The organism is Mycobacteroides franklinii, from assembly GCF_001853795.1.
GTDB lineage: Bacteria > Actinomycetota > Actinomycetes > Mycobacteriales > Mycobacteriaceae > Mycobacterium > Mycobacterium franklinii.
In genome coordinates, this window is record NZ_MLIK01000019.1 from 271,023 (window position 1) to 289,370 (window position 18,348).

At 65.1% G+C, this 18,348-nt stretch carries 19 protein-coding genes; 9 read left to right on the forward strand and 10 right to left on the reverse strand.

Annotated features, from left to right (window positions below):
* Positions 1–187: 187 nt before the first annotated feature.
* Together BKG76_RS09125 and BKG76_RS09130 are read left to right on the forward strand one after the other, a co-directional pair.
* A complete protein-coding gene (locus BKG76_RS09125) occupies positions 188–799 on the forward strand; it encodes a hypothetical protein (protein WP_070937371.1) in 612 nt (203 codons plus the stop codon).
* 38 nt (positions 800–837) lie between these two features.
* Entirely contained in the window at positions 838–1,662 is an 825-nt protein-coding gene (locus BKG76_RS09130) for a DNA-3-methyladenine glycosylase family protein (RefSeq protein ID WP_070937372.1), read from the forward strand.
* On the opposite strand, the gene BKG76_RS09135 is transcribed toward BKG76_RS09130, so the two are convergent.
* The gene (locus BKG76_RS09135) at positions 1,659–2,357 is read right to left on the reverse strand and encodes a class I SAM-dependent methyltransferase (RefSeq protein WP_070937373.1); all 699 of its coding nucleotides are present in this window, start codon (positions 2,355–2,357) and stop codon (positions 1,659–1,661) included. The two genes, BKG76_RS09130 and BKG76_RS09135, sit on opposite strands and share 4 nt — an antisense overlap.
* Positions 2,358–2,632: 275 nt before the next feature.
* On the opposite strand from BKG76_RS09135, the gene BKG76_RS09140 reads away from it, so the two are divergent.
* From BKG76_RS09140 to BKG76_RS09160, 5 genes are read left to right on the forward strand one after another with little or no spacing between them, the layout of a single operon-like run.
* Positions 2,633–3,664 (forward strand): glycerophosphoryl diester phosphodiesterase membrane domain-containing protein, encoded by a 1,032-nt coding sequence (locus BKG76_RS09140; RefSeq protein ID WP_070937374.1) that lies wholly within the window; start codon positions 2,633–2,635, stop codon positions 3,662–3,664.
* Positions 3,664–4,311 carry a DUF4129 domain-containing protein gene (locus BKG76_RS09145; RefSeq protein ID WP_070937375.1) on the forward strand — a complete coding sequence of 216 codons (648 nt, stop codon included), beginning with the start codon at positions 3,664–3,666 and terminating at the stop codon, positions 4,309–4,311. Before BKG76_RS09140 ends, BKG76_RS09145 begins: the two co-directional genes overlap by 1 nt.
* A complete protein-coding gene (locus BKG76_RS09150) occupies positions 4,308–5,447 on the forward strand; it encodes a DUF4350 domain-containing protein (protein WP_070937376.1) in 1,140 nt (379 codons plus the stop codon). Before BKG76_RS09145 ends, BKG76_RS09150 begins: the two co-directional genes overlap by 4 nt.
* On the forward strand, positions 5,444–6,418 hold the full coding sequence (locus BKG76_RS09155) for an AAA family ATPase (protein ID WP_070937377.1): 975 nt from the start codon (positions 5,444–5,446) through the stop codon (positions 6,416–6,418). The genes BKG76_RS09150 and BKG76_RS09155 overlap by 4 nt, the downstream gene beginning before the upstream one ends.
* Positions 6,418–7,767, forward strand: coding sequence for a DUF58 domain-containing protein (locus tag BKG76_RS09160; protein ID WP_070937378.1), 1,350 nt, complete (start codon positions 6,418–6,420; stop codon positions 7,765–7,767). Before BKG76_RS09155 ends, BKG76_RS09160 begins: the two co-directional genes overlap by 1 nt.
* A gap of 3 nt (positions 7,768–7,770) precedes the next feature.
* Here the strand turns inward: BKG76_RS09160 and BKG76_RS09165 are convergent, their stop codons facing one another.
* Entirely contained in the window at positions 7,771–8,763 is a 993-nt protein-coding gene (locus BKG76_RS09165; protein ID WP_070937379.1) for a stage II sporulation protein M, read from the reverse strand.
* 86 nt (positions 8,764–8,849) lie between these two features.
* On the opposite strand from BKG76_RS09165, the gene BKG76_RS09170 reads away from it, so the two are divergent.
* Complete coding sequence (locus BKG76_RS09170; protein WP_236737552.1) at positions 8,850–9,626, forward strand: RDD family protein; 777 nt, start codon at positions 8,850–8,852, stop codon at positions 9,624–9,626.
* On the opposite strand, the gene BKG76_RS09175 is transcribed toward BKG76_RS09170, so the two are convergent.
* Positions 9,530–10,765, reverse strand: coding sequence for a cation:proton antiporter (locus BKG76_RS09175; RefSeq protein WP_070937381.1), 1,236 nt, complete (start codon positions 10,763–10,765; stop codon positions 9,530–9,532). The genes BKG76_RS09170 and BKG76_RS09175 overlap by 97 nt on opposite strands.
* 4 nt (positions 10,766–10,769) lie before the next feature.
* Positions 10,770–11,144 (reverse strand): hypothetical protein, encoded by a 375-nt coding sequence (locus BKG76_RS09180; protein ID WP_070939077.1) that lies wholly within the window; start codon positions 11,142–11,144, stop codon positions 10,770–10,772.
* A gap of 151 nt (positions 11,145–11,295) precedes the next feature.
* Between BKG76_RS09180 and BKG76_RS09185 the strand changes: the two genes are divergently transcribed.
* Entirely contained in the window at positions 11,296–12,033 is a 738-nt protein-coding gene (locus BKG76_RS09185; protein ID WP_070937382.1) for a PadR family transcriptional regulator, read from the forward strand.
* Positions 12,034–12,081: 48 nt separating this feature from the next.
* Here BKG76_RS09185 and glpK read toward each other — a convergent pair whose 3' ends face one another.
* From glpK to BKG76_RS09215, 6 genes are all read right to left on the reverse strand, one after another.
* Positions 12,082–13,599, reverse strand: a complete 1,518-nt coding sequence (gene glpK, locus BKG76_RS09190) for a glycerol kinase GlpK (RefSeq protein ID WP_070937383.1) — start codon at positions 13,597–13,599, stop codon at positions 12,082–12,084.
* A complete protein-coding gene (locus BKG76_RS09195) occupies positions 13,592–14,395 on the reverse strand; it encodes an MIP/aquaporin family protein (protein ID WP_070939078.1) in 804 nt (267 codons plus the stop codon). Before BKG76_RS09195 ends, glpK begins: the two co-directional genes overlap by 8 nt.
* Before the next feature lie 130 nt (positions 14,396–14,525).
* Positions 14,526–15,404 carry an SDR family oxidoreductase gene (locus tag BKG76_RS09200; protein ID WP_070937384.1) on the reverse strand — a complete coding sequence of 293 codons (879 nt, stop codon included), beginning with the start codon at positions 15,402–15,404 and terminating at the stop codon, positions 14,526–14,528.
* 29 nt (positions 15,405–15,433) lie between these two features.
* On the reverse strand, positions 15,434–16,285 hold the full coding sequence (locus BKG76_RS09205) for a MaoC/PaaZ C-terminal domain-containing protein (RefSeq protein WP_070937385.1): 852 nt from the start codon (positions 16,283–16,285) through the stop codon (positions 15,434–15,436).
* A gap of 16 nt (positions 16,286–16,301) precedes the next feature.
* The gene (locus BKG76_RS09210; protein ID WP_070937386.1) at positions 16,302–17,519 is read right to left on the reverse strand and encodes a lipid-transfer protein; all 1,218 of its coding nucleotides are present in this window, start codon (positions 17,517–17,519) and stop codon (positions 16,302–16,304) included.
* 175 nt (positions 17,520–17,694) lie between these two features.
* Positions 17,695–18,282: a TetR/AcrR family transcriptional regulator gene (locus tag BKG76_RS09215; RefSeq protein WP_407937656.1), complete on the reverse strand. Its 588-nt coding sequence runs from the start codon at positions 18,280–18,282 to the stop codon at positions 17,695–17,697.
* Positions 18,283–18,348: the final 66 nt, after the last annotated feature.

The window sequence follows — 18,348 nt, forward strand, 5'->3', positions numbered from 1 at the left end:
TTATGGTTTTCAGCCGGCACAGCGATGGATACTTCTGCACTGGGGCAGCGTGCCAAACGCTTGCGTGCCCGCGCAGGGAGTCAACAGATAATCATTGAAGCTACACACGCCCACCCCACTCATCCTCCCCCATCCGGCACACTGGCATAGAAGCCATGACCGCAGCCGCGCTAGGACAGACACACAGATGACGCAACCGCAGTACCCCCAGGGCCCGTTCCAGCAGACCCAGCCGCAGCAGTACCCGACATACTCCCAGCCCAACCCCTATGGCCCGCCTCCCACCGGCTACGCCCCTGCTCCCGCTCCCAAGCCACCCCGGCCGCCCCTGACCCCGCAGCAGAAGGCGCTGTCCATCGTCGGCGGCTCGCTCGGCGTCTTTTTGATCGCCCTGCTGGTCCTGGGCCTCACCACCAACTCCACCCCCCAGAGTGTCCGGACGCACGCCAGCGACCAGATCATCGATTCGCCCCGCTCCTCCGGCTCGAATAACGAGCAGGACGTCAAGGCGATCAAGCAGACCATCTCCGGCATGGCCGATGCCGCCAAGGCCAACGACTTCACCAAGATGCTCACCTTCTTCTGCGCCAAGTATCGCGAGGCGTTCAAGGACATCGCGGGCAGTGGCCAGGCTCCGGATCTCAATGCCCTGACCAAGTCCGATAACGGTCCGTCGAAGATCACCGGCCTCGATATCAACGGCGACAACGCGGTCATCCACATCACCGACGCCAAGGGCAAGCACGATATCGAGTTCAAGAAGGAGACCGGCGGCTGGAAGTTCTGCCCGAAGGCCTAGCAGCCCCGCTCACCCGCGAGTGGATTCCACCGTGGCCGTTGGACATTGCCCGAACGCTCGGCATCCACCGCCGCGGCGCGGGCGACCCGACGTACCGAGTGTCTCCGGGCGGATCCATTACCCGGGGCTCCTACACCCCCGACGGCCCCGGAGTGCTGACGATCTCACGCAAAGACAAGACCGTCGTCGGCCGCGCATACGGTGACGGTGCCGAATGGCTACTCGACCGCCTGCCACGCCTCCTCGGTGCCGACGACGAGCCCGAAGCGCTCACACCCAAACACGACGCGGTCACCCGATTGATCCAGGGCGCCAAGGGCGTCCGCCTCGGCGCCACCGATCGCGTCTGGGAGGCCCTCGTACCCGCCGTGCTCGAACAGAAGGTGCCCGGCGCCGAAGCCTGGCGGGCCTGGCGGTATCTGCTCAATCACGTCGGCGCCGATCTCGGCGGCGCCAAGATCCCACCACCGCAACGGGAATGGCTCGACATCCCGTCATGGGAGTGGCACAAGTCCGGTGCGGAACCGGTCCGCATGCGCACCATCCGCGCCGCCGCCACCGCTGACGTGGAAACGAAACCCGAACACCTGACCTCGATCCACGGCATCGGACCATGGACCGAGGCCGAGATACGGATACGCGCTCTCGGCGACCCCGATGCCGTTCCCGTCGGCGACTATCACATCCCCGCACAGGTGGGTTTCGCACTCACCGGCCACAGAACCGATGATGCCGGCATGTTGGATCTCTTGGAACCCTATGCCGGGCAACGCTATCGAATTATCAGGCTTATCGAGCTCGTCGCTCCGAAACCCGCCCGGCGCGGATCACGAATGCCGGTGCGCGACTACCGTGGCTTCTAGCCGGCCAGGTGCGCCGACAGCAGCCACGCGGCAATAGATGCCCGCCCATCCGGCTCGATCTGATGCCGCGCGAAGCCCTGCGCAACACCGCGTTCGAATCCGTTGAAGTTCGCGTAGATCTTTGCCGGGCGGATCTCGTCAATGGACCAGTACTTCGACACCACATCCCGCAGTTCGTTTTCGGTGACGGCGTTGACGGGAGACTCCGCCGGGAACGCCGCACGATCGAAAACCAGCACGTAGTAACGCGCCCCAGACGCGGCGGCCCGGACAATCGAACGCTGGTAGCCCTCACGCAGTTCGACGGGCATCGAATGGAACAGCGTCGAATCGATGATGGTGTCGAAGCGTCCGTCGTACCCGGTGAACGCCGAGATGTCGGCTACCGCGAAACTGGCATTGGTCAAACCACGCTCGGCCGCATAACCTTTCGCCAACTCGATGGCCTTGGGCGCCGAGTCCAGCCCGACGGTGGTGTGCCCCGTCTCGGCCAGATGCAGCGAGGTCGCCGCCTCGCCACACCCGGCGTCGAGCACTTCACCGTGCACCTTGCCCTCGGCGATCAGTGTCGCGATCTCGGGCTGCGGTTCACCAATGCTCCACGGCGGCCGGACACCCAGACCTTCGGGGGTCTCGCCGCGGTACGCGGCCTCAAACGCAAGATCGAATTCCTCGGTAGCGCTCTTCTCAGTCATGACTCCAGAATGTCAATTCGCCTGACATATGTCAAGGGTGTTGACATTAAAATCGGGAGGCAATTGCCAGAAACGTCCTCAACCGCCAAAATGGAGAAATGAGCAACGACGAGGGGGGCGTCACGCCGGCTCCGCTACCCCCGGGACCCGCGCCCGCCTACCCTCCTCCTGCCCCTGGCTACCCCCCGGCGGGCGCAGCTGGGTACCCACCGCCGGGGTTCGGATATCAGCCCCCGCCGCCCGGATACCCGCATCCGCCTGCGGTTCCCTATTGGGTGACGCCGGAGGCGCCGGCCCTGAAGCCGGGAGTCATCCCACTGCGGCCGCTCGATCTCTCATCGCTCTACAACGGCGCCATCGCAGCAATCCGCGCCAATCCCAAGACCACCATCGGCCTCACGGCCATCGTGGTCATCGTCAGTCAATTGTTGATCTTCGGAATCCAGGCGGCACCGACGACGGCCATCCTGACGGGTGCGGCCTCCTTCGACAAGAACACCCAGGACTCATTCGGCGCGGCCTTCGGCCTCGGCTACGTCGGGGGACAGTTGGTCGGTGCGGTGGTCACCTCACTGGTCACCATCATCCTGAGCGGAATGTTGACCGTCACCATCGGCCGCTCCGTCTTCGGTGAACGCACCACCATCAAGGAAGCCTGGCAGCGCGCGAAACCTCGTATCTGGGCCCTGCTGGGTGTGGCCCTTGTCGAGCTGCTGCTTTTCGCGGTCGTTCTCGGGTTCGGGGTGGCCGTGGTGGTCGGCCTCGCGCTGACCGTCGGCCCCGCGGGAGCCATCCCCGCCGGATTCCTGTTGGCCCTCGGCTATCTCGCGTTCTATCTGTATTTGATGCCTGTGTTCAGTCTCGTCCCGTCCATTCTGATCCTGGAACACCAGAGCGTGTTCGGCGCGATCGGCCGCTCGGTTTCCCTGGTACGCAAGGGCTTTTGGCGGCTACTGGGCATCCTGCTGCTCACCGGCGTCATCGTGGGGTTTGTGTCGATGATCATCGGCATGCCGTTCATCCTCGTCGGGGAGGTCGCGGCCTTCGCCGGCGGCGACCCAAGCAACCTTGGCCCCGAGATGCTGATCATCTTCGCGCTGGCCGCAGTCGGTGCCGTTATCGCCCAGATCATCTCCCTGCCGTTCAAGGCAGCGGTGAACGTGCTGCTGTACACCGATCAGCGGATGCGCACCGAGGCACTGGACCTGGTGCTACAGACGGAGACCAGAACGCGAGAACGCCTCGGCCAGCCAGGTATCGACCCCGATTCCCTGTGGCTGCCCGCGCGTCCCCCGGTCCAGGTGTAATGCCAACCGTCGACATCGACCGCGACTCGGCGGCCGAGGCCGCTCAACGCGAACTGGCCAAACCGATCTACGAGCACCCCTCGCCGCCCGACCGTCTGATCAATTGGCTCGTCGAGCATCTGCACTACCTGGAGTTCCGGGCCAGCGAGCTGCCCGGGGGCTGGTTCACCATCCTCGTGACCACACTCATCGTGATCGCCGCCGTGGTGCTGCTGGTTCGCATCGCCCGCCGTGCGGTCCGGACCAAGGGCGGCGCCGACTTCGGGCTCTTCGAATCCGGTGAGCTCACCGCGGCCGAACATCGGGCAGCCGCCGAACTCGCTGCATCCCACGGTGATTGGGCATCGGCGATCCGGCATCGGCTGCGTGCCGTGGCACGCCAGCTCGAAGAACGCATGATCCTCACCCCCGTGCCGGGCCGTACCGCCAACGAACTGGCCACCGATGCGGGACGTGAACTGCCCTCACTGGCACCGGAATTCCGATCCAGCGCGGAAATCTTCAACGACGTCAGCTACGGCGACAGACCCGGCACCGAGCAGTCGTACCGCAAAATCGCCGATCTGGATGATCACATCCGCGATGCTCCGGTCCTCGTGTCATCCGCGAAACCCGGAACAACGACGGGTTGGGAGGCCGTGCGGTGACGACCAACACCGCGAGATCACCGCGCCTGCGGGACCGTTGGCGTACCTGGGCGTGGGTCCTGGCCGCGGCGGTCGCCATCGTTGCCACCGGGCTGCTCATGACCAAATCGCCGCGGCCCGAAGGTTATTTAGACCCGGAGGCCGTCAACCTCCGCGGCGGGCACGCATTGGCCCAACTCCTGCGTGACCGCGGCGTCACCGTCACACGCGCCACCACCATCGACGAAGTGCGTGACGCCATGCACGCCGACAGCCAGCTCATGGTGCTGGATAACGGGAACCTCTCCGATGCCATCCTGGATACCCTGGTCACACTGCCAGGGGATCGCCTGATGCTGGCGCCGTACTCCGACACCCGTGAGCGGCTGGCCTCGCAGGCGCGCGTCAGCTCGTATCAAAGCGATGAGCTTGTCGAGCCGGACTGTGATCTGCGGGAAGCCAAGCAGGCCGGCGCGATTCAGACATATATCGGCCCTACCTATACCTTCAACAACCCCGCCCCGGGGCAGATCAGCTGCTACGGCGGCACGCTGGTGCGCTACCAGGACGGTAACCGCACCATCACCGTACTCGGCGATGACACCCTGCTCTCCAACAAACAACTGACCAAGCAAGGCAATGCGGCGCTCGCCATGAACCTGGCCGGACGAAGCTCCCAGCTGGTCTGGTACGTCCCCGAGCGGCCAAAGGTCGGCACCAGCGCCAAACCGAAATCGATGAGCGACCTGATACCCGATCAGGTGAGCATGGCCATCTGGCAGCTCTGCCTCGTGGTGCTGCTGCTCGCCATGTGGCGCGGCCGCCGCCTGGGCCCCATTGTCGCCGAGAAGCTTCCGGTCGTCGTGCGCGCCTCGGAAACCACCGAGGGACGCGGTCGGCTCTACCGGTCCCGCCGCGCTCGCGACCTCGCCTCCGAATCGCTGCGGGAAGCCGCCCGCTACCGAATCGTGCGCCGGCTTGGCCTCCCGGTCGACGAGACGTCACAGGTAATCACCACCGCCGTGGCGCACCGAATTGGGCGCAACGCCACGGATATCCACCATGTGCTGTTCGGCCCCGTCCCCTCGGACGACCAGCAGCTCACCAACCTGACGCAACAGCTGGACATCATCGAAAGGCAGGTCCGCGAATCGTGACACAGGCAACCATCACCGGGAATTCCGAGGACGCCGCGCGCAACGCGCTCGCGGCGTTACGTGAACAAATCGCCACCGTGGTCGTCGGGCAGGACTCGGTGGTCAGCGGCTTGGTTGTCGCGCTGCTGTGCCGCGGACACGTGCTGCTAGAAGGCGTACCAGGTGTCGCGAAAACCCTTTTGGTGCGCACACTCTCGGCGGCACTGTCCCTGGAATTCAAGCGTGTGCAGTTCACCCCGGACCTGATGCCCGGTGATGTCACCGGGTCCCTGGTCTACGACGCACGCACCGCGGCCTTCGAATTCCGCGCCGGCCCCGTCTTCACCAGTCTGCTTCTTGCCGACGAGATCAACCGCACCCCACCGAAAACGCAGGCGGCGCTGCTCGAAGCCATGGAGGAGCGTCAGGTCACCGTCGACGGCACTGCGCGCCCGCTCCCGGATCCGTTCATCGTCGCCGCCACCCAGAACCCCATCGAGTACGAGGGCACCTACCAGCTGCCAGAGGCCCAGCTGGACCGCTTCCTGATGAAGCTCAATGTCTCTCTACCCGAACGTGATCAGGAGATCGCCATCCTGGAGCGGCACGCCCTTGGCTTCGACCCCCGCAACCTCTCCCATGTGACTCCGGTGGCCTCCGCCGCAGATCTGGAGGCGGGTCGGGCCGCGGTGGGCCGGGTGCTGGTGGCTCCGGAGGTACTGGCTTATGTGGTCGACGTGATCCGTGCGACCCGCCAGTCACCCTCCCTGCAGCTCGGCGCGTCCCCGCGTGCGGCCACCGCACTGCTGGCGACATCGCGCGCCTGGGCATGGCTTTCCGGCCGCAACTACGTCACCCCGGACGATGTCAAGGCCATGGCCCGCCCCACCTTGCGCCATCGCATCGGCCTGCGCCCCGAGGCCGAGTTGGAGGGGGCGACCTCCGATCGGGTTCTGGACGGCATCCTCGTCACCGTTCCGGTACCGCGCTAGTGATTCTGACCGGACGCGCGGGATTGGCGGCGCTGCTCGGCGCGCTGCTGATCCTGGTGTCGCCGTGGCCGGTTAGGTTGTTCTGGCTGCTGCTCCTGGCTCTTACGCTCGCGATCGTCGTCGACATCGTGGCCGCTGCCAGCCCGCGCCGGCTCACCTTCACCCGGTCGGGCCCCGACTCCATCCGGCTCGGCGAATCCGCGGATATCGCATTGCTGATCCAGAATCCCGGCCGCCGGGTGCACGGTTGGGTACGCGACAGTTGGGCACCGAGCATGCGTGCCACGCCGCGCGCGCACCGCGTGAGTCTGCGCTCCGGCGAACGCACCCAAGTCGTTACCGCCGTGCGGCCCTTGCGCCGTGGCGACCACAAACCCGCGACCGTCACGGTGCGCACGGTCGGGCCGCTCGGGTTCGCCGGACGGCAGGGACGCCACGATGTGCCGTGGCAGCTGCGCGTGCTGCCGCCGTTCCTGAGTCGCAAGCATCTGCCGTCCCGGCTGGCCAGACTGCGCGAACTCGAGGGCGCCATCCCGGTCCTGATTCGCGGCCAGGGCACTGAATTCGACTCTCTGCGTGAGTATGTGGTTGGAGACGATGTCCGGTCCATCGACTGGCGCGCCACCGCGCGGCGCAACGACGTGGTGGTGCGTACCTGGCGCCCGGAACGCGACCGTCGCATTCTTGTGGTGCTGGACACCGGCCGTACCTCTGCCGGGCGGATCGGCGTCGACCCGACGTCGGGTGATCCGTCGGGATGGCCCCGGCTTGATTGGGCGATGGATGCCACATTGTTGTTGGTGGCCTTGGCATCTCGCGCGGGTGACCGGGTGGACTTCTTGGCTCACGATCGCGCGGTCCGCGCCCAGGTATCCGGAGCATCGCGCAACGAACTACTGTCCTTGGTCGTCAACGCGATGGCCCCCTTGGAACCGTCGCTCGTCGAGTCCGATGCCCGCGATCTGGTGGCCACCATCCGTCGCAGATCCCGACATCGCTCATTTATCGTGCTGCTCACCGATCTGAACCCAGCGGCGTTGGAGGAGGGTCTACTGCCGCTGCTTCCTCAGCTGACCACCCATCACCACCTGCTGGTGGCGGCAGTCAGCGATCCACGCGTCGAGGACATGGTGATGCCCCAGAACTCCACAGGGCCGGGAAATGTCAGGTCTCTGGATGTCGAGCAGGTGTATGACGCCGCCGCAGCCGAACGAACCCGCGGTGGGCGCCGCCGCATCGTCACGCTGCTGCGGCGCCAGGGTGTCGAAGTGGTCGACGCGCCGCCCGACGAGATCGCCCCGGCTCTCGCCGACCGATACTTGTCACTGAAGGCGTCCGGCCGCCTCTGACGCTCAGGCAGCCGGCGCGTAGTCCGCGGCGTTCTCGATGTCACCGGATTCATTGGCGGCCACCCCGCGCCGGCCCAGGACCACCACATACGCCAGGAACAGCGCCTCCGCGATCACCCCGATTCCGATGCGGGCCCATGTCGGTAGCGGCGACGGCGTGACCAGTGCCTCGATGAGACCGCTCACCAGCAGCACCGCCACCAGCCCACCGGCCACCGCCATGACGGCGCGGCCCTGCTCGGCGAGCACCTGTGCACGTGGCCGGTCGCCCGGGTCAATCACCTTCCATCCCAAGCGCATTCCGACGCCCGCGGCCAGGAACACCGCCGTCAGCTCCAGTAGTCCGTGCGGAAGGATCAGCCCGAAGAACACGTCACCGCGGCCCGCCGCGAACATCAGGCCGCCTGCCAGGCCGACATTCGCCGCGTTCATGAACAACACGTACGGGATCGGAAGGCCCAGCAGCACGGCGAAGATGATGCACTGCGCCGCTACCCAGGAGTTGTTGATCCACACATGTAGCGCGAAGGCTGCGGCCGGATGCTCGCTGTAGTAGTTCTCGAAGTCCTCGTTGACCAGATGCGCAATCTCGTCGGGTGTTCCGATCACCGATTGCAGCTCGGGTGAATGCACCACCCACACGCCGACGGCGACCGCTATCACCATCGATGCGACCGTCGCGCCCAGCCACCAACGCCAGCTGCGATAGGCCACCACCGGAAAGGACACCGTCCAGAAACGGATGAAGTGGCGCCACAGCGGGGCGTGTTCCCCAGTGACTGCTGAACGCGCACGGGCAATCAATGTCGACAGCCGCCCCACCAACGCGGGATCGCCCGAGGCCGAGCGCACGGTGGACAAATGGGTAGACACCTTCTGGTACAGCTCGACCAGCTCATCGATCTCGGGCCCGTTCAGCCGCTGCCTGCGCTTGAGCAGCGCTTCCAGCCGGTCCCATGTCCCCCGATGGGTGGCGACGAATGCGTCCACGTCCATCTGGCAAATACTAGTAGTCTCGTGTGATGTCCGAGTTGGTGACGGGTGACGCGGTTGTCTTGGACGTCAAGGTGGCCCAGCTTCCGGTGCGGGTGGTGTCCGCATTCATCGACATCTTCGTCCAGGTGATCGTGCTGTACGCCGGCATCTTCGTCGTCGCGTTCTCGCTCTCGCAGTTCGACGAGGCGCTGGTGGGAGCGCTCAGCATCATCTACTCCGTGCTGGCCTTGGTGGGCTATCCGGTCATCTGGGAGATGTCTACCCGTGGGCGCTCCCTGGGCAAGATGGCCATGGGGCTGCGCGTGGTATCCGACGATGGCGGCCCGGAACGGCTGCGGCAGGCCATCATCCGTGCGTTGGCGGCCGTGGTGGAGATCTTCATGTTCATGGGCGCGCCCGCAGTGATCACCAGCATGGTCTCGTCGAAAGGCAAACGCCTCGGCGATATCTTCGCGGGCACCATGGTGATCAGTGAGCGCGGACCCAAGCTCCCGCCGCCACCGGTGATGCCGCCGCAGCTGTCCGTGTGGGCACAGTCGCTGCAGCTGTCCGGGCTCACCACCGATCAGGCCAATCTGGCGCGCCAGTTCCTCAACCGCGCAGGGCAGTTGGCGCCGCACACCCGGGACCAGATGCTCTACCAGATTTCCACCGATGTGCTCGCCAGCATCGCGCCACCGCCGCCGCCGGGCACTCCGCCCCAGTTCATGCTCGCCGCGGTGTTGGCCGAACGTCATCGCCGCGCGTTGGAGCAGATGCAACCGGCCTACCCGGTAGCGCCGGTGGCCTCGGCCGGTCCACCCGCGCCGCCGGAGCCTTCTGAGTCGCCCAGCGGAACTTCGGGTTTCGCCACGCCTGGCTGATTCCCGGGGGACGTCCGCGCATACAGCGAGCCCCCGATTGTCGCCGCGGCGATCGTGACCAATGCCCCGAGGATGAGCGCGGAAGCCTCACCGTGAATGAGCGACTGCTGCTGTTCACCGATCGCCGCCGCCGCGATGGGCACCCCCAGCTGTGCCGCAGCCAACGCGCCCAGTGGCAGCGGTTGACCGAAGATCCGGATAACCAGATGGGCCAGCACGGCCGCGGCACCCAGGCCCAGTCCCAGCAGGATGAGCTTGGGATTCTCGCCGAGCTCGCGCACGTGCAGTGAGGCCCCCAGCCACACGAAGAACAGCGGCGAGAAGAAGCCTTCGGTGAATCCGAAGAGCTGCTTGGCAAGCCGGCGTGGCTCCCCGATACCCGCGACGACGAGGCCCAGCGCGAATCCCGCCAGCATGATCGACACGTGGGTTTCCACCGCCAGCGCGGCGAGCCCGAAAACGATGGCCAGGCTGATCCGCAGTTCCATCGCCACTCGGCGTTGCTTCGAATAGTGATGGAAACGATCTAGCTGTCCGGACTGATCGAGTGCACGCAAGATCACGAAGACGATGCCCGCACACGCGGCCACGGCGACCGCGCCGACGGCCGCGCGGGGTGCGTGCTTGAGGTCGATAACCAAGGGCAACAAGACAATCGACGCGGTGTCGGCGATGGCCACCTGCGCGGTGGTGATGAGCACCTTGGGGCCGGCCAGGCCCAGCGAGTCGATGACCGGCAGCACCAACGCCGCAGACGAAGAGGCAATGAGCACCGCGTACAGCGGTGCGTGTCCGGTGTGGAACACGTTGGCCAACAGGACGCCCAGCGCGGCGGCCACCGCGCCGACCACGATGGCGCGCAGCACCGCCTTGGGGAGCGACGCCCTCATGGTCTTGTCACGCACCGGAACATGGGTGCCCGCCACGAACATGACCAGCGCGAAGCCCACATCGGCGAACATCTTGAATGTCGGGTCGAAAGCGTCGATCCAACCGAATCCGGTGCGCCCGATGACGATCCCGGCAAGAAGTTCACCGATGACGACGGGAATCCGTAGTCGGGTGTTGAGCGCCAGCAGCGGTCCGATGAGTCCGACGACGACGATGATCGCCAGGGTCGGGAATCCAAATCCGCTCATGAAGCTATGCCCAGGAGACCAGATGGCATGGGATATCGGTGTTCTCGTCGGTCAGATAGCTCGCACACACCCGGTGATAGCCGTCCGCGATTTCCAGGCGCGCCCCGTTACGCGCATCGCCGCGCACCAACAGGATGGGCGACAGCGCCTTGTCCTTGGCGATCTTCGCCAGGTCGCGGGCCACATGGGCGTTGGTCTTGGGCAGCATGTCCAGGTGCGCGGCCCGCAGGATGTCCTTGGCCTTGCGGAACTCCACCGTTGCATTGCGCAGTGACTTCACGGTCCGCTTCACCAGATCCGCCTCACCAACCAGCGTCAGGTAGTCCACAGCGGCCGCGTAGTCGTGATCTTCGGGCTCATTTAGCCAGTTCACCGTCATGGCGGTCACCCTACGGCGGCTAGCTGGGAGGAGCCCCGGAATGCCCGCGAATCGCCGCCCCAAAGTTCTCGTTGCATCACGATCGATTCCGATATATCGTTATCTATCGAGAGGCGATACAGCCCCTCCCTAAATACTCAAGGAGAGACACATGACTTCCCACGAAGAAAGGGCCGACCAGTTTCGGCCCGACACACCATTTGGTTTCGGCTTCGGTTTCGACCCCACCCGTCGCGGACCAGGCTTTCGAGGACGCCGCCACGGCGGCCGTCAGCAGGAATGCGATCCCCGCGGTGAATTCCACGAGCAGGCATGGGCGGGCCGTCGCGGCCCCGGCGCCTTCATGGATCGTGGCTTCGGGCCCGGGTTCGGACGTGGATTCGGCGGCCCCGGATTCGGGTTCGGCTTCGGTGACCAGCCGCGCGGACGCGGACGGGGACGTGGCCAGCGCGGCGACGTCCGGGCCGCCATCCTGGCGCTGCTCGCCGAACGCTCGATGCACGGCTACGAGATGATCCGCGAGATCGCCGAACGCAGTAACAACATCTGGCGGCCCAGCCCCGGCTCGGTCTACCCGACACTGCAACTGCTCGTCGATGAGGGACTCATCGCCGAGCAAGCGCAGTCCGGGGACGGCGGCAGCCGCAAGCAGTTCGAGCTCACGGCCGAGGGCCGTGAAGCCGCGGACAAGCTGGACACCCCACCCTGGGACAAGATCAACGAAGACGCCGACCCGTCGGTGCTCGATCTTCGCTCGGCGCTCGGCCAGCTGATGGGCGCTGTTGCGCAGTCGGCGCACGCCGCCTCACCGGAGCAGCAGCAACGAATCATCGAGATCGTTAACGCCGCCCGCAAGCAGGTCTACGGCATCTTGGGCGAAACCGACTGAGACCGTTCATAGGTTCCACCACTAGGCCCCCGCCGCGCTGGCGGGGGTCTAGTGCACGTCGACCCAGTCCAGCGTGCGCTGTACGGCCTTCTTCCAGCCCGCGAAGCCTTCGGCGCGCTGCTGTTCGGTGATCGACGAGCTCCAGCGCTGGTCTTCCAGCCAGTTCCGCCGCAGGTCCTCGACGTCCTTCCAGAATCCGACGGCCAGTCCCGCCGCATACGCCGCGCCCAGCGCGGTCGTCTCGGCGACAACGGGTTTGACGACGTCCACACCCAACGTGTCGGCCTGGATCTGCATGCAGAGCTTGTTGGCGGTGATACCGCCATCGACCTTGAGCACCTCCAGATGCACACCCGAGTCCGCCTCCATGGCCTCCACCACTTCGCGGCTCTGGTAGCAGATCGCCTCGAGCGTTGCCCGCGCCAAATGTGCGTTGGTGTTGAACCGGGAAAGGCCCACTATCGCGCCCCGCGCATCCGAGCGCCAGTACGGCGCGAACAGACCCGAGAAGGCCGGCACAAAATAGACTCCGCCGTTGTCCTCGACCTGGCGGGCCAGGTCCTCGCTCTGCGCGGCGCCGCTGATAATGCCCAGCTGATCGCGCAGCCACTGCACCGCCGAGCCGGTCACCGCGATGGAACCCTCGAGCGCGTAGACCGGCTTGTTGTCGCCGAATTGGTAGCAGACGGTGGTCAACAGCCCGTTGCGCGAGTGAACCAGTTCTTCACCGGTGTTGAGTAGCAAGAAGTTTCCGGTGCCATAGGTGTTCTTGGCCTCGCCGGGACTCAGGCACACCTGCCCCACCATCGCCGCCTGCTGATCACCGAGGTCCCCGGCGATGGGTACCTCGCCACCGAGCGGCCCCATATGCGTCGTGAATCCGAACGGCTCAACGGGTGACGACGCCTTGATCGGCGGAAGCATTTGGCGCGGAATGGAAAAGAACGACAGCAGCTCGTCATCCCAGTCCAAGGTCTCCAGGTTCATCAACATGGTGCGACTGGCATTGGTCACGTCGGTGACATGCACCCCGCCCCGGATACCGCCGGTGAGATTCCAGATCACCCAGCTGTCAGGGGTACCGAAGAGGGCATCGCCGTTCTCCGCGTCGCGGCGCACACCCTCGATGTTCTCCAGAATCCACTGCAGCTTTCCACCGGAAAAGTAAGTGGCAGGCGGCAATCCAGCCTTCTGCCGTATGACGTCACCGCGCCCGTCCCGGTCCAGCGCCGACGCGATCTTGTCGGTGCGGGTGTCCTGCCACACGATGGCATTGCAGTACGGCCTGCCGGTGTGGCGGTTCCACACCAGTGTGGTCTCGCGTTGATTGGTCACCCCAACGGCCGCCAGATCCCCGGCCGACAGCCCCGTCACGTTCAGCGACGTGGCCAGCACCGACCAGGTGCGCTCCCAGATCTCCACCGGGTTGTGTTCCACCCAGCCTGCCCGTGGCAGCAACTGCTGATGCTCCAGCTGGTGCCGTCCCACCTCCTCGCCCCGGTGGTTGAAGATCATGGCACGCGTGCTGGTCGTGCCCTGGTCGATCGATGCCACGAAATCAGCCATTGGCGAACTCCTCGGTATGCGAAGGTGATTGGGTTACAAGATCATCTGCGGGTAAGAACGGTTCCACCAAGTACCGGTACAGCGCGGCGCCCAACAAGCCACCGACGAGCGGCCCGATGATGGGCACCCACCAGTACTGTGCCCCGTGCTGGTCCAGGAAGGCCGTATCGAAACCGGTGAGATAGGACGCGAGCCGGGGACCGAAGTCGCGCGCGGGGTTGATCGCATATCCGGCGATGGACCCCCACGCCATGCCCAAACCCACGACCACCCCGCCGATCGCGAGCGGTGTGAGGCTCTCGGGCATGCGCACGTTTCGCCGATCCGAGATGGCGAAGATCAGGAACATCAGGATGGCCGTGCCGATGATCTGGTCGCGCAGGCCACCCCACAGACTGACGTCGAGCACGCCGTTACCCGGCAGTGTCGAGAAGACACCCTGCGTCGCGAGGGTGTGTCCGGGATCGACGGCCGACAGCACGCTTCCGTAGTTCCACCGGACCAGCAGTGCCGCCACAAATGCTCCGGCGGTCTGGGCGAGAATGAACGGAACCACCTGTTTCCATGGGAATCCACGAAAGGCCGCCAGTGCCACCGTGACCGCCGGGTTGAGGTGCGCGCCGGATATCCGTCCGGCGGCGAAGATGCCGAAGGTGACGCCCATGCCCCAGGCCCAGGCGATGGAGTTGTGATTGCCGTAATCCTCATCCCCCGCGGTGACCACCTGGGCGACGACGCCCACCCCGAACAGGATCAAGATCAGCGTGCCGACGAACTCCGCGGCGAGCTGGCCCATGTTCCGCATATCACCGAATCTAGGGGCGGGCCGCGCCAGGCACACCCGGAAACGCCGAACAGACGCTGACTACACGTGCCTTCTGGCGTTTTCGTGCAGTCAGCGTCTGTTCGCGGAAACTAGCGGTGCGTTACTTCCACGGCTCGACACTGTCGCGCACCAGGTCGATGCTCCACGGCCCGTCGGTCTCGGCGGTATCGGTGACCGACCAGCCCTTGAGCCGCTGGATGGATCCACCCGTCACCTTGAACACCTGGCCCGTCCACGGGTTCTTCTCGGTGCTCAGGTACGCCACCAACGGAGAGATGTTGGCGGGGCTGAACATATCGAACTGGCCCTCGTCGACCGGAGCCGCGAAGATCGCGCCCATACCGGGCGTGGCCAGCGTCAGGCGGGTACGCGCGACCGGCGCGATCGCATTCACCTTGACCCCGTAACGCTCCAGTTCGGCGGCCGCGACACAGGACAGCGCCGCGATACCAGCCTTGGCGGCACCATAGTTGCCCTGGCCCGGGTTGGGCAGTGTCACACCGGAATCCGACGCTGTATTCACCACGGTAGCCTTGACATCGGCTCCGGCCTTGGCCTGGTTCTTCCAGTAGACCGCCGCGTGGTGCAGCACCGAGAAGTGCCCCTTGAGGTGCACCTGAATGACCGCATCCCACTGGTCCTCTTCGAGACCGGCGATGAAGCCGTCGCGAAGGATGCCCGCGTTGTTCACGACGGCATCCAGTTGACCGAAGGTCTCGACGGCCTGATTCACCAGGTTCGAGGCGCCGGCCCAGGTGGAGATGTTGTCCGTATTCGCAACGGCTTTTCCGCCCAGAGCGGTGATCTCGTCGACCACTTCCTGCGCGGGCCCGGCGTCTGAACCGGAGCCGTCGTTGGCGCCACCGAGGTCGTTGACGACCACCGAAGCACCTTCCCTGGCGAAGAGCAGCGCATGCTCACGACCGATGCCACGTCCGGCACCGGTGATGACCGCGACCCGTCCGTCAAGTTGTCCCATGATGTCTTTCCCTCTCCTGATGCGATGACTTAAGCGATTACGGCGTGGCCGTTTTTGATGACGAGGTCCTCGCCGACATTGGTCTCGTACGAGAAGGCGCCTGCGGCACCGTTGCCCCAGAAATTGGTGGTGATGTCCTGTCCGGGCAGCACCGGCTTCGCGAACCGGACTGCAAGCTCCTTGAGACGCTCAGTGCGCGAGTCGGCCAGCTCAGTCAGGGCCGCCCACGAGGTAAATGCCATGGTGCACAGCCCATGCGCGATGATGCCGGGCAGTCCGGCCGCGACCGCGGCATCGTTGTCCAGGTGGATCGGCATGGGGTCGCCGGCGGCCGGGCCGTAGCGGAACGTCTGGTCGTCGTCGACGTGCTGCGTCAGCGTCGCGGTGGGCGAGTTGGCCTTGACCGTCTCGTCCAGCACGAAGTTCGGACCCAGCTCGCCACGTGTCTCACCCACGTCGTACTTGCGGAAGAAGAACGTGACGTACTGCTCATTCACCAGATCGCCCGCAGCATCCCGTGTTTCGGCGTACACAGTGCCGCGGGTTCCGTTCTCCATGCCCTCATAGCCGGTCATCTTCGACCTGGCCACCAGCGTGTCACCGGGCTTGATGGGTCGGTGGAACTTGAAGAACTGCTCACCGTGCACCACACGCGGAATCAGCTGGTAGGGAACGACGCTCATCGTGGTACCGACGAGCGACTGAAAGATGGGCACGATCGCGAAGACCGGAGCTGCCACCTCGCCCTTGCGGTGCTCCTCGATCGGATCATTGGTGGCCTCGGCGTAGGCGATCAAACGGTCCTTGTCGACCTCGATGGTCTCCTCGGCGCCCCACTGATCCAGGCCGTCGTTGTTGAAGGGGTACTTGGTGTCAGCCATTATCTGCCAGCCCCTTTCAGCGATTGGCCGGCTTGTAGGCGGTGATCACGCAGGCACCGCCGAGGCCAAGGTTGTGCTGTAGCGCGACTCCGGTCTTCTCGGACGCACTCGCCACCTGACGCTTGTCGGCGTCGCCGCGCAGCTGCCAGGTCAGCTCGGCGCACTGCGCCAGACCGGTGGCACCGAGTGGATGCCCCTTGGAGATCAGGCCACCCGACGGGTTCACCACCCAACGGCCACCGTAGGTGGTGTCGCCGTTGTCGATGAGCTTTCCGCCCTCGCCCTCGGCGCACAGACCCAGCGCCTCGTAGGTGATCAGCTCGTTGGCCGAGAAACAGTCGTGCAATTCGATGACGTCCACGTCATCGGCCGAAATCTGCGCCTGCTCATACACTTTCTGCGCAGCGAGCTTGGCCATGTCGAAGCCGACAAGCGTGATCGCCGACTTGGACTCCAGGGTCCCGGGGGTGTCGGTGGTCATCGCCTGGCCGACGATCTCCACGGCGCGGTCACCGAGCCCGTTCTCCTCGACGAACCGTTCGGAGGCCAGGATGGCCGCGCCCGATCCATCGGAGGTCGGTGAGCACTGCAACTTGGTCAGCGGCTCGTAGATCATCTTGGCGTCCAAGATGTCCTGCAGGGTGTATTCCTCTTGGAACTGCGCGTAGGGATTGTTCACCGAATGCTTGTGGTTCTTGTAGCCGATCTTGGCGAAGTGCTCGGCGGTGGTGCCGTACTTCTGCATGTGCTCACGACCGGCGGCACCGAACATCCAGGGCGCAGGCGGGAAAGCGAAATCGAACAACCCGGCGAGCGCTTCGATGTGCCGCTGCATCGGCTGCTCACGGTCGGTGAAGGTCGCACCCAACGAACCGGGCTGCATCTTTTCGAATCCCAGCGCCAGCGTGACATCGGCGAGCCCGCCGCGGATGGCCTGCGCCGCGTTGAACAAGGCGGTCGAGCCCGTCGAGCAGTTGTTGTTGACGTTGGTGACCGGGATGCCGGTCATACCAAGCTCGTACACCGCGCGCTGGCCGGAGGTGGACTCGCCCGCGCAATACCCGACATAGGCGGCTTCCACCTTGTCGTAGTCGATGCCGGCGTCGGTCAGCGCATTGGTGCCCGACTCCTTGGCCATGGCCGGGTAGTCCCAGCCCTCGCGTCGTCCGGGTTTCTCGAATTTCGTCATCCCGACGCCGATGACAAATACCTTTTCGGGGGCCTTAGAGGGCATCGTTCCAAGCTCCTTTTGCGCACTTCGATGGGGGCTCCGCCAACGTAACATACGTTCCATCCTGAATGTAAGGGTGCGATACAGATGTATCGCCAAAGAGCGAAAAGGCAGCCCCAACGAACGATGCGCTTGGTGAACACCCGTCAAACGTGCCCGGAACACCCAGATCGTTTACCTACAGCGTGGTTTGTTTCTGCGTATCAGGCAGCGGAGCGCGTAGCCGCAGCTCCAGCATCTGCTTGGCCCGCAACCACCGACGGTCACGGGTTTCCTGGGAGGCGGTCAGGCTGCTGACGAGGAGACCGCGAATGATGTCCATGGCCAGCAGGCCCAGGTCACGCCGATCCTTGGGCGAGCCCGGGTCATCGTCGTCGAGCACGTTGAGCGCCGACAGATTGTGCAGCACCATCTTCTCGAACTGATCGAGGTGCACCCGCAGATCAGGTTCGGTCCGCGCCGCGATCAGCAGTTCCACCACCGCGATAAACAAGGGCCCCTGATGGATCCGCCACAACACATCGAGATACCGCGCGATGGGATCCGCGGACTGATCCATGGCCATCAGCTCTTCGAGCACTGCCTGGGTGCGCTTGAACGCGAGGTGGCGCACCGATTCGGCCATCAATTCCGACTTGGACTGGAAATGATGGATCAACGCGCCGCGGGTGACACCAGCACGACTTGCAATGCGCGACGTGGTGGTGCCCGAGTACCCGAACTCGACGAGGCAATCGATGGTCGCCTCGAGCAACCGGGCCCGCATCGCCGCCGAACGCTCCTCCTGAGTGCGTCGCGGCGTGGGCATGCCCACATTGCACCACAGTCAGTC